Origin of the sequence: Actinoplanes rectilineatus (genome assembly GCF_000962825.1) — a bacterium.
Classification (GTDB): domain Bacteria; phylum Actinomycetota; class Actinomycetes; order Mycobacteriales; family Micromonosporaceae; genus Actinoplanes; species Actinoplanes rectilineatus.
Window position 1 is genome coordinate 23,473 of sequence record NZ_JZKF01000064.1, and the last position, 11,899, is coordinate 35,371.

At 70.7% G+C, this 11,899-nt stretch carries 7 protein-coding genes and 1 pseudogene; 6 read left to right on the top strand and 2 right to left on the bottom strand.

Going from position 1 to position 11,899, the window contains the following annotated elements; genetic code table 11:
- The first annotated feature begins 53 nt into the window (after nucleotides 1–53).
- The 4 genes from WH85_RS33770 to WH85_RS33785 are packed head-to-tail and all read left to right on the top strand — an operon-like array spanning nucleotide 54 to nucleotide 7,745.
- Entirely contained in the window at nucleotides 54–2,408 is a 2,355-nt protein-coding gene (locus WH85_RS33770; protein ID WP_045746147.1) for a beta-glucosidase family protein, read from the top strand.
- Complete coding sequence (locus WH85_RS33775) at nucleotides 2,377–3,636, top strand: MFS transporter (protein WP_045746171.1); 1,260 nt, start codon at nucleotides 2,377–2,379, stop codon at nucleotides 3,634–3,636. Before WH85_RS33770 ends, WH85_RS33775 begins: the two co-directional genes overlap by 32 nt.
- A gap of 23 nt (nucleotides 3,637–3,659) precedes the next feature.
- A complete protein-coding gene (locus tag WH85_RS33780; RefSeq protein WP_045746148.1) occupies nucleotides 3,660–5,741 on the top strand; it encodes a beta-galactosidase in 2,082 nt (693 codons plus the stop codon).
- A 54-nt stretch (nucleotides 5,742–5,795) separates the two neighbouring features.
- Nucleotides 5,796–7,745 carry a metallophosphoesterase gene (locus WH85_RS33785; RefSeq protein ID WP_045746149.1) on the top strand — a complete coding sequence of 650 codons (1,950 nt, stop codon included), beginning with the start codon at nucleotides 5,796–5,798 and terminating at the stop codon, nucleotides 7,743–7,745.
- A gap of 35 nt (nucleotides 7,746–7,780) precedes the next feature.
- Here WH85_RS33785 and WH85_RS53330 read toward each other — a convergent pair.
- A pseudogene (locus tag WH85_RS53330) lies at nucleotides 7,781–9,226 on the bottom strand (alpha/beta fold hydrolase); the annotation flags it as partial.
- A gap of 104 nt (nucleotides 9,227–9,330) precedes the next feature.
- Here WH85_RS53330 and WH85_RS33795 point away from each other — a divergent pair.
- Both WH85_RS33795 and WH85_RS33800 read left to right on the top strand, forming a co-directional pair.
- Nucleotides 9,331–10,554 carry a sensor histidine kinase gene (locus tag WH85_RS33795; RefSeq protein WP_045746150.1) on the top strand — a complete coding sequence of 408 codons (1,224 nt, stop codon included), beginning with the start codon at nucleotides 9,331–9,333 and terminating at the stop codon, nucleotides 10,552–10,554.
- Nucleotides 10,551–11,219, top strand: a complete 669-nt coding sequence (locus WH85_RS33800; protein WP_045746151.1) for a response regulator — start codon at nucleotides 10,551–10,553, stop codon at nucleotides 11,217–11,219. Before WH85_RS33795 ends, WH85_RS33800 begins: the two co-directional genes overlap by 4 nt.
- A 25-nt stretch (nucleotides 11,220–11,244) precedes the next feature.
- Here the strand turns inward: WH85_RS33800 and WH85_RS33805 are convergent, their stop codons facing one another.
- Nucleotides 11,245–11,748, bottom strand: coding sequence for an RICIN domain-containing protein (locus WH85_RS33805; RefSeq protein ID WP_169792520.1), 504 nt, complete (start codon nucleotides 11,746–11,748; stop codon nucleotides 11,245–11,247).
- Nucleotides 11,749–11,899: the final 151 nt, after the last annotated feature.

The window sequence follows — 11,899 nt, forward strand, 5'->3', positions numbered from 1 at the left end:
CAAAACGAAACTGTTTCCAACGTAGGTCAACAGCGGTGCGGAGGTAAACCACCATGTCCGACCATCTCTGGCGCCGGCCCGAACTGCCCACCGGTGAGCGGGTCGAGGCGCTGCTCGCGGCCATGACCCTGGACGAGAAGCTCGCCCAGCTCGGCAGCTTCTGGCCCCGCTCGGCCGAGGAGCGGGCCGCCGCCGACCCGGACGACGACGTCGCCCCGATGGCCCACGCCTTCCAGCCCAAGGCGGACCACTTCGACGACGCCATCGCCGACGGGCTCGGGCACATCACCCGGGCGTACGGCTCCGGCGCGATCCCGCTGGCCGAGGGGATGGCCCAGGTCCGAGCCATGCAGAAGGCGCTGAGCAGCACCCGTCTGGGCATCCCGGCGATCGTGCACGAGGAGTGCCTGACCGGGTTCACCGCGCTCGGCGCCACCGTCTTCCCCACGCCGCTGGCACTGGCCGCCACGTTCGACCCGGCACTGGTCGAGGAGATGGGCGCGGCGATGGGGTCGGACATGCGCCGCGCCGGCGTGCACCAGGGGCTGTCGCCGGTGCTCGACGTGGTCCGCGACTACCGGTGGGGGCGCGTCGAGGAGACGTTCGGCGAGGACCCCTACCTGGTGGCGACGGCCGGCACCGCGTACGTGAAGGGCCTGGAGAAGGCCGGGATCGTCGCGACGCTGAAGCATTTCGCGGGGTATTCCGCCTCCCGCGCGGGCCGCAACCACGCCCCGGTGTCGATGGGCCGCCGCGAGCTGGAGGACGTGATCCTGCCGCCGTTCGAGATGGCGGTCCGCGAGGGTGGCACCCGCTCGGTGATGAACTCCTACGCCGACGTCGACGGGGTGCCGGCCGGGGCCAGCTCCCACCTGCTCACCGAGGTGCTGCGGGACCGCTGGGGCTTCACCGGGACGGTGGTGTCGGACTACTGGACGATCCCGTTCCTGGACATGATGCACCGGCTGACCCCGGACCGGGCGACGTCCGGCGCGGTCGCGCTGCGGGCCGGCATCGACGTCGAACTGCCGGACACCGACGGGTACGGCCGGCTCGCTCCGCTGATCGCCTCCGGTCAGCTGGAGGAGGCGTTCGTCGACCGCGCGGTGCGGCGGGTGCTGGCGCAGAAGATCGAGTTGGGCCTGCTCGACCCCTCCTGGGAATCGGTCCCGGGTGGCGTCGACACGCTGGACAGCCCGCACAACCGTGCGGTGGCCCGTTCTCTTGCCGACCGGTCGATCGTGCTGTTGGCCAATGACGGCATCCTGCCGCTGGCCGATCAGCCTCGGCGGGTCGCGGTGATCGGGCCGGTCGCCGCCGAGCCGCGCGCCTTCCTCGGCTGCTACTCCTTCCCGAACCACATCCTGGCTCGGGAGGAGGGGACCGACAACGGCATCCCGATCGCCTCGCTGCTCGAGGCGCTCACGGCCGCTTTCCCCACGACCGAACTTGTTCATGTGCGTGGCACCGACTTCTCAGATCCGGATATATCGGAAATATCAGCAGCGGCCGCCGCGGCTCAGGACGCTGAGATCGCCGTCGTGACCGTCGGGGACCTGGCCGGGCTGTTCGGGCGCGGCACCTCCGGCGAGGGCTGCGACGTGGAGACCCTCACCCTGCCCGGCGCCCAGGCCGACCTGGTCGAAGCCGTGCTCGCCACCGGCACCCCGACCGTGCTGGTCGTCGTCTCGGGACGGCCCTACGCCCTGGGCGCCTTCGCGGACCGCTGCGCCGCGATCGTGCAGGCGTTCATGCCCGGAGCCGAGGGTGGCCAGGCCATCGCCGGGGTGCTGTCCGGGCGCCTCGACCCGAGCGGGCGGCTGCCGGTGGGCGTACCCCGGAATCCCGGAACCCAGCCCGCCACCTACCTCGCGCCGATCCTCGGCCGCGCCCGGTCGTTCGTGTCGAACATGGATCCGATCCAGCTGTTCCCGTTCGGCCACGGCCTGACCTACACGAGCTTCGCCTACGACGACCTCACCCTGGACACCGACCGCATCGGCCCGGACGGCACCGTCCGGATCAGCGTCACCGTGCGCAACACCGGCGACCGGGACGGCACCGAGGTGGTCCAGCTCTACCTGACCGACGACGTCGCGCAGGTGGTCCGCCCGGTCCGTGAGCTCGCCGGATACCTGCGCACCGACATCCCGGCCGGTGAGTCCCGCCGGGTCGTGTTCGACCTGCACGCCGACCGCACCTCGTTCACCGGCATCGACGGCCACCGCCGTATCGAGGCCGGCACCTTCACCGTGCACGTGGGCCGGTCCAGCGAGGACCTGCCGCTGCGTGCCGCGTTCACGATCGACGCCGACCGCGTGATCGATTCCCCTCGCGTACTCAGCACCCCGGCTTCTCTTTCCCGTGGAGACGACGATGTCCACAACCACCCCGCACACGCCGAGTGACCTGCCCGCCGCCAAGACCCGCCTGCCGTGGCGGCTCATGGTGGCCCTGTTCCTGGCCGCCATCATGTGGATCGGCCCCTACATCGGCAGCATCGCGGTGCTGGTGCCCGCGAAGGTCGGACTGATCGCCCCGGACGACAAGGTCTCGCTGGTCGCGACGATCGCCCTGTCCGGCGCGCTGCTCTCGCTCATCTCGAACATCGTCTTCGGCGCGCTGTCCGACCTGACCCGCTCGCGGTTCGGCAGGCGCGCCCCGATGATCGTCTTCGGTGCGGTCGGCAGCGCGATCTCCCTGGTCCTGCTCAGCGGCGCGACCAGCGGCACCGGACTGATCGTCTGGTGGTGCGTCTACATCCTGTTCCTGAACGCGATCATCGCGCCGATGGTCGCGGTCATCTCGGACCGGGTGGGCGAGGCCGTCCGCGGCACCATCTCCGCGGTGTACGGCGTCGGCATGGTCCTCGGTGTGTCGCTGAGCCAGATCGCCGGCGCCCAGTTCGTCAGCGACCCGGACACCGGCCTGCTGATCTTCGCGGCCGTCTCGCTGCTCTCCGGCCTGCTCTTCGTGGTGGTCGCCCCGGACAGCGACAACCGGGACGTGCCGCGTGCCCCGTTCTCGGCGAAGATGCTGCTGGACAACTTCAGCTTCCCGCGGCACAACTCCCGCGACTACTACCTCGCGCTCTCCGGCAAGTTCCTGCTCCAGGCCGGCATGTACGCGATCACCAACTACCAGCTGTACATCCTCACCGACTACATCGGGATGACCGAGGCCGAGTCGGCCGCGACCATCACCCTGATGGCGACGATCCAGCTCGTCACGTCGCTGATCTTCGGCTTCGGCTCCGGCCCGCTGTCGGACCGGTTCCAGCGCCGCAAGCCGTTCGTGATCGCATCCGCCCTGCTGGTGGCGGCCGGCCTGTTCGTGCCGTTCATCGCGCCGTTCGCCTGGGGCATGGTGCTGTTCTCGGTGCTGGCCGGCGTCGGCAACGGCACGTACGCCTCGGTCGACCAGGCGCTGAACATCGAGGTGCTGCCGAGCAAGGAGACCGCGGCCAAGGACCTCGGCATCCTCAACATGGCCAACTCGGGCGGGCAGATGCTCGGCCCGGTGATCACCTCGCTGGTGGTCGCGGTGACCGGCGGCTACCGCTTCGTCTTCCTGGTCGCCTTCGTGATCTTGATCGCCTCCGCGTGGTTGATCAAGCCGATCCGCAGCGTCCGCTGATATCTCTGCACAAGGATGGACCCATGAGCTACACCCCTCCTCAGGTGCTGTTCGGCGCCGCTTACTACCACGAGTACCAGCCCACCCCGCGGCTGAAGGAAGACTTCGCCGCGATGAGCGAGGCCGGGTTCTCGGTGATCCGGATCGGCGAGTCGGTCTGGTCGACCTGGGAACCCGAGGACGACGTCTACGACCTGGAGTGGATCACCCCGGTCCTGGACGCGGCTCTTTCTCATGGCATCAGCGTCATTCTGGGTACGCCTACGTACGCCGTCCCGCCGTGGCTGCAGCGCCGCTACCCGGAGATCAACGGTGACGTGGCCACCGGGCAGCCGATGGGCTGGGGCCTGCGCCAGGAAGCCGACATCACGCACGCCGCGTTCCGCTTCCACGCCGAGCGGGTGGTGCGCAAGATCCTGGCCAGGCACGCGGACCACCCGGCGATCATCGGGTTCCAGGTGGACAACGAGCCCGGCGCGATGCTGCTCTTCAACCACGGCGTCTTCGAGCGGTTCCGTGACGCGCTGCGTCACAGATATTCCTCCGTCGAGGCCTTGAATGCCGCCTGGGGCCTCACCTACTGGTCGCACAAGCTCTCCGACTGGAGTGACCTGTGGAGGCCGGACACCAACTCGCTGCCGCAGTACGACCTGGCGTGGCGCTCGTTCCAGGCCGACATGATCACGGACTACATGTCGTGGCAGGCCGGAATCGTCAAGGAGTACTCCGGCGACCGGTTCGTCACCACCTGCACGAGCTACACCCGGCCGACCGTGCGGGACGACGCCCTCGGCAAGGTCTTCGAGGTCACCGCGGGCAACCCGTACTACAAGGCGCAGGACGCGATGACCCTGCCGGACACCGAGGTCAAGTACCAGACCTGGTGGTCGCAGGGCACCTGGTCGATCTACCAGACCGCGGACTGGATCTACGGCACCCGGCACGAGCCGTTCCTGGTCACCGAGACCGGCGCGCAGTCCATCGGATTCCACTCGATGAACCAGAGCGCGTACCCGGGACAGCGCCGGCAGGCCGTGTTCGCACTGATCAGCCGTGGCGCCCAGATGATCGAGTACTGGCACTGGCACACGCTGCACTTCGGTCCGGAGACGTACTGGGGTGGCGTCATCCCGCACAGCCAGGTTCCCGGGCGTACCTACAAGGAACTGGCCGCCGTCGGCGCCGAGCTGAAGGCTCTGGGCGACCGGGTCGTCGGGCTCAAGCCCGACGCGCAGGTCGGCATCCTCTACGACCACGCCAGCAAGTGGAGCCTGGAGAAGTTCGGCTTCCTGCCCCGGCCGAACGACGGCATGCCGATCGAGGACTCCTACTCCCCCGTGATCGAGGGCTTCGCGCGCGGCGCCTTCGACGCGGGCCTGCAGAGCAGGGTCTACCACGCGAGCGACCTGACCTCGCACGATCCGGCGCTCGTGGCCGCGTCGCTGCCGGTGTTCGTGGCGGCCGCCTACTACGCGGCCGACGACGCGGTGACCGCATGGCTGCTGGCCTACGCCGCCGCCGGTGGTCACCTGATCATCGGACCGCGGACCGGGTACGCGGACACCGAGGCGCGGGCGCGGGCCGAGGTGGCGCCGGGGGCCGGGCTGTCCGCGGCGGCCGGCGCGTTCTACGACGAGTACTGCAACCTGGACGCCGACCTGCCGGTCCGTTCGGTCGAGGGCTCTGACCTGGTTCTTCCGGAGGACGCCGCCGCGCAGTACTGGATCGAGAACTACCAGGCGACCGACGCGACCGTGGTGGCGCGCTACGAGCACCCGTTCCACGGTTCCTACGCGGCGGTGACCACGCGTTCTCACCAAAAGGGCAAGATCACCACGGCCGGGTTCATCCCGAACCCGCAGCTCGGCGCGGCGCTGCTGACCTGGGCCGCCCCGGCGCCGGCCTGGCGGGCCGACGCGCCCAGCGTGCGGGTGCACTCGGCGGTCAACCAGCGCGGCGAGCACCTCTGGTTCGTGCAGAACTGGTCGTGGGAGCCGGTCACGCTCAGCGTGCCGTTCGCGGCGACCGACCTGCACAGCGGTTCCTCCGTCGATGAGCTGTCGCTGGGATCATGGGACGTGAAGATCCTGGTCACGTCCGTCTGATCCGGTTTTGTCACAGGCGGGGCCGGAACCGGCCCCGCCTGTTTCACTGAGCGGGTGACGTTGAGTGCCGACGAATTCGCGCAGTGGAACACCCGGGAACTGAACCGGCGCCGGGTCACCCGCCGGTGGACCCTGCAAGCGGCCGCCGCCGGCGTGGTCGCCGCCCAGTTCCGGCTCGCCTCGACCGCGTTCGCGGCCGGCGGCGGCACCGCCGGACCGGGCGGGGTGGTGATCTCCGGACGGCACCTGTCGCTGGTGCCCACCGCCGACGGTCACACCGGTTTCGGCATAGCGGTCACCGCCCAGCTGGTCAGCGCCTCCGGGAACCTGCCGGCCGGGCTGCGCGCCTTCCTCGACATCGGCGACGCCCCGGGACGCTACGGCCGCAGCGCCGAAGCGGGCATCCACCACCTGGTCGGCCAGTACGCCATCCCGTCCGGGCCGGCCGGCAGCCAGTTCTACCTCAAGGTGGCCACCGGATCCCTCACCCCGGGAACCGTGCACCACTACCGGCTCCGGCTCTCCGACGGGACCGTCAGCGGCGACGCGCACTTCATCACCGCGCCGGCCGCGGCCGAAGCCCCGTTCACGTTCACCGCGTTCGCCGACGTCGGCACGAACACCGCCCCGACCGACCCGCGCTGGGCATGGCACCAGAACCCGGCCACGGTCACCGGGGCCGGCGGGACCTGGCCGGGCGGGATCTTCGACAACAACGCGTACCTGGCCGACGACCCGATCGCGGGACCGGGCGGCACCGACCCACGGCCGGCCGAGACGCTGACCCGGCTGACCGGTCAGCAGCGGCCGGTGTTCACCCTGCTCGCCGGGGACATCTGCTACGCCAACCCGTCCGGCAGCGGACTGCCCGCGGACAACGGGCGCGCACTGACCCGCGTCGCGGAACCCGGGAAGAACCTGTTCAACCCGTACGTGTGGGACGTGTTCCTGAACCAGATCGAACCGCAGGCCGCGTTCACCCCGTGGATGTTCACCACCGGCAACCACGACATCGAGCCGATCTACGACACCCACGGATACGGCGGCCTGACCCAGCGACTGGACTTCCCCGGCAACGGGCCGTCCGGCTGCCCGTCGGTGTACCGGTTCACGCACGCCAACATGGGCGTGATCTCGATCGACGCGAACGAGCTGTCCAGCGAGATCCTCACCAACAGCGGGTACGCGCGGGGCGCCCAGGTCACGTGGCTGCGGCAGACCCTGCAGGCGTGGCGGTCGCCGGGGTCACGGGTGGACTTCATCGTGGTGTTCTTCCACCAATGCGCGTTCTCGACCTCGCACAACCACGCCTCGGACGGCGGCGTCCGGAGCGCCCTGGAACCGCTGCTCTCGGCATACCAGGTGGACCTGGCCGTCCAGGGACACAACCACCTGTTCGAACGGACCGACCCGATCCGCTACGGCAGGCGGACCCGGTCCGCGCCGGACGGGTCGACCGTGCAGCCGGCACTCGACGGGGTCACCTACGTGTGCGTCGGATCCGGAGGCCGGCCGCGGTACCCGTTCCGTGCGGCACCGAGCCCGCAGAACCCGCCGCCGCGCGGAGTGGTCCCGGCCGGCCCGCAACTGCTGCCGCTCGGCCAGCGGTACCGCGGGTACCGTCCCGCCGGTGCGGAGAACACCACCACGACCCTGGTCAACAGCTACTACTGGGCCGGAGGACCGGTCCGCGTCAACAAGGGTGGCGCCCGGACCGGCACCCGGGTCGCCGAGGTGGCCGACTGGTCCCAGGTGCGCTACGACGGGTACGCGTTCATCGCCGTCGACGTGGTGCCCGGCCTGCCCGGGAGGTCGACGACGATGACCGTGCGTACCCTTGCCGACGCGTTGCCGGGAACCCGTCAGCCGTACAGCGAGATCGACCGGATCGTGTTGTCCAGGATCTCCGGGGCGGGTGCGGTGAACGTCTCCGCCGCCGGGGCGTCACCGGTGGGCACCGGCTTGCCCGGGCAGCCGCCGTCGATGGCCCCGGTGGCGAAGTAGCCGACCACGTCGGCGATGCACTCCGGAACGCTCAGCACCGAACCGTGCACGTCGTCGTCCACGGTGTAGACCTTCCCGCCGACCGCGGCCCGGGTCTGGCCGGTCCACTCGTACGGTGACGGGCTCTCCCACCGGTGGCCGGAGAGCACCACCGGCGCCGTGGTGCGGTGCAGGGTCACCGGCTGGACCGGCAGCGGCCAGCCGGCGCATCCGGCGGAGAAACCCAGCGCCCGGCCGGTCAGCGGATTGTCCGCGAGAAGCCGCAGGTGCTCGTCCCAGGCGTCGTCGAAGCCGAGCCGGCTGGGGTCCTCGTTGCAGAACGCGGCCCGGTTCATCGTCCGGTTCCCCCGCTCGGGCAGGTCTGCCGGCGGCTCGCCGGAATCGGACGGGTCGCCGATGACCTCCTTGACGGTCGGCGGAGCGGTGGTCCCGGTAGCCTCCCGCAGCTCCTTGAGGACACGCGCGGCGAGCGGCCACACCTGCGAGTCCTGGGCCATCGCCACCGCGACGAACTCGCCGTCGAGCGGGATGGGCAGGTCGGTGAACCGGCGCGGATGCGCGTCGTAGTCGTCGCGCAGCGCCACGACCGTGGCCGTCACCTGCGCGGCGGTGCCGCCCAGGCCGTACTCGTCGTCGCGCTCCGCCATCCAGGCCGTCATCCGCCGGGCGTCCCGTTCGCCGGCCGCGGCCCGCTCGTCCTGGAAGGTGACCATGTCGAAGTCCGGGATGGCGACACTGTCCAGGAACATCCGGCTGACCCGCTCCGGGAACAGGTCTCGGTAGACGACACCGAGCCAGGTGCCCCAGGAGACACCGAGGAAGCCGAGCTTGCGGTCGCCGAGCCCGGCCCGGATCCGGTCCATGTCGCGGGCCACGTTCGCGGTGGTGAGCCCGCCCAGGAACGCCGGATCCGCGTTGCCGCAGTCGGCCAGGGCCTGGGACTCCGCCGCGAAACGCTGCCGGGCCGCCGCCTCGGTGATCGGGCCGGTCGTCTCCGGCTCCTCCCCCGCCGGCGGCGTGCAGTCCCGCTTGGTGCTGTAACCGACGCCCCGCGGGTCGAAGCCGATCAGGTCGTACCGGTCGTTCAGGTCGGCGGCACCGCCCTCGGTCAGCAGCTGCACCGGCAGGAGATAGCCGCTGCCGCCCGGGCCACCCGGATTCAGCGCCAGGCTGCCCAGCCGGTGCTCCCGGTCGGCGGCCTTGATCCGGGTGAGCGCGACGGTGATCGTCCGGCCCTGCGGCCTGCGGTAGTCCAGGGGGACGCTGACCGTGCCGCACTCCTGCCGGGTCAGCATCTGCCTGAACAGTTCCAGCCGGTCGGGCGGGACCATCGCGGCGAGGGCCTCGTCGGAATAGGTGCGGCACGTCTGCCAGGTGATCGCTGACGAGGTCCGCTCGGCGGCCGCCACGGGTGGCGCGGCGACGAGCACCGCCGTCAGCGACGCCATTACCAGAGATACGGGTCGATTCATGTCGGTCATCGTGGTGGCGGCGCCCCGATACCCACGTCCGTCCTGAGAGGTATCCGCATCTCCGTCCGGAGAGGGATTCGCGGCACGCCCACGACTCGTAGGCTCACGGAACCATGACACGCCGCCTCATGAACCCTGCCCTGCAGGACACCGCCCTCGGCATCGGGCTGCTGCTGCTCTGCGTCGCGGTCAACAGCGGCGACGAGAACATGAGCGACGCCGCCGGCCTGTGGTGGCTGGCGTCCGGGATCGCCGCCGCCGGGATCGCGCTGCGCCGCCGGTGGCCGACGGCGATGCTCGTCGTCTGCTGCACCGCCGCCACACTCCACCTGACCGACGCCATGCCCCTCACGCTCATCGACCTGAGTGTGCCGCTCCTGCTGTACACGGTGGCGGTGCGGCGCGGGTGGGCGTGCTCGCTCGCGGTCCTGGCCGTTCTGCTGCTCCTCGCCCTGGGGTCGAGTTCGGTCACGGTCCGCGAAGGCCCGCCCCTCCCCCGGCCCGCTCCCGAGATCCGCCCGGCTCCTCCGCCCATCGAACCCGAACCGCAGGACCTGAGCATCGGCTGGAACGACCTGCCCGGCGTCTCCCTCGCCCTGATCGCGGCCTGGGCCATCGGTTCGGGTACGCGCAGCCGCCGCGCCCACCTCGCGGAACTCCGGGCCCGCGCCGTCGACCGGGAACGGGAACGCGACCAGCAGGCGGTGCTGGCGGTCGCCGCCGAACGCGGGCGGATCAGCCGGGAACTCCACGACGTCGTCGCGCACGGCCTGTCGGTCATGGTGATCCAGGCGCAGGGCGGGGCGGCCGCCCTGGAGAACCGGCCGGCCGACACCCGCGCCGCCCTGGAGGCGATCATCAAGACCGGGCGGGATTCGCTCGCCGACATGCGGCGGGTGCTGGCCACCGTCGGCGAGGTCGACGACGCGTGGCATCCGCAGCCCGGCGTGGCCACGCTGTCCGCTCTGGTCACGCAGGTGCGGGAAGCGGGCACACCGGTGACGCTGGACATCTCCGGATCATGCGGTGGGCTGCCGTCTGCGGTCGACCTGTCGGCGTACCGGATCGTGCAGGAAGCCCTGACCAACACCATGAAATACGCGGGCCCCGGAGCGAACGCCACGGTGACCGTGACCCGGACCGCGACCACCGTCGAGATCACGGTGAGCGACGATGGTTCCGGCCCGGGACACGGCGACGGCAAGGGTACGGGGCTGCGCGGCATGGCGGAACGCGTGAGACTGCTCGGTGGCCGGTTCGAAGCCGGTCCCGGGCCGCACGGCGGTTTCGTCGTGCGGGCCGTCCTGCCCGTCACCGTCGAGGAGCAACCGTCATGATCAGTGTGCTGCTCGCCGACGACCAGGCCCTGGTCCGCACCGGATTCCGCATGATCCTGGAGAACGCGGCCGACATGCGGGTGGTCGGCGAGGCCGCCGACGGCGCGCAGGCCGCCCGCACCGCCCTCGCCGTCCACCCGGACATCGTGCTGATGGACATCCGGATGCCCGACGTCGACGGCGTCGAGGCGACCCGCCGGATCTGCGCGGGCGACCGCTCCGCGCGGACCCGGGTGCTGATCCTGACCACGTTCGACCTGGACGAGTACGTGTACGCGGCGCTACGAGCCGGCGCCAGCGGCTTCCTGCTGAAGGACACCCTCGCCGACGACCTGCTGTCCGCCATCCGGGTGGTGGTCCGCGGCGAGGCGGTGGTCGCCCCGACCGTGACCCGCCGCCTCGTCGACCGGTACGTCACCGCCGGGGACGGCCCGCCCGTCCCGTCCCCGGCCGCGGACACCCTGACCGACCGGGAACGCGAGGTGCTCGGGCTGGTCGCCCGGGGACTGTCCAACGGCGAGGTGGCCGCCCGCCTCCACCTCTCCGAGGGCACGGTCAAGACCCACGTCAGCCGGGTGCTGACCAAGCTGGCGTTGCGCGACCGGGTGCAGGCCGTCGTCTACGCGTACGAGTCCGGCCTGATCCGGGCCGGCTCCCACGACTGACCCTCAGCCGTTTCTCGGCCGCTTCTCAGCCGTGGTACCACTGCTGGTTCAGGGTGATCGGGTCGTAGCAGGGCCACGAGGTGATCGTCCCGTTGGGCACGCCGTTCACGTGCGACATGTCCAGGCACCAGAGGCTCGACTCGTTCTTGTACCGGTTGGCCGTGCCCTGCCGCGAGATCCACCAGTTCTGGTTCGGGCCGCCGTCACACCAGGCCACCCAGACGAACGTGCTGCCCGAATCGCGCTGCTCGAGACAGTAGTTCCACTGGCCGGTGGCACTGACGACCCGGTAGTCGTCGGTCCGGTTCGGGTTGGTGCCCGCCACGAGGACCCAGTTCTGGTACTCGCCGCCCCCGCACGGCGTGGTCCACACGTCGTAGGTGTTCTTCAGCCCGGTGAGGCAGTAGTTCGGACTCTGAGCACCCCAGATGCGCACTGTCGCCGCGGCGAGCGCCGGAGCCGGCTGACCCGCCACCGCCGTCACGAACACCGCGGCCGTCACCACGACACGCCGGATTGCACGCTCCATCACGATCCCCCGTTCGATGTGGCTCCCACGTCCCCCTGAGCGTGCGCACCACCTCCCCGAAACTCCAGCCATGCGGCGTGCCATCTCCACGGTCACCGCCGCGGCGGGACATCAGCAGCGGTCTGGCTTTCGCCGAGGGTTCTCCCCCGCC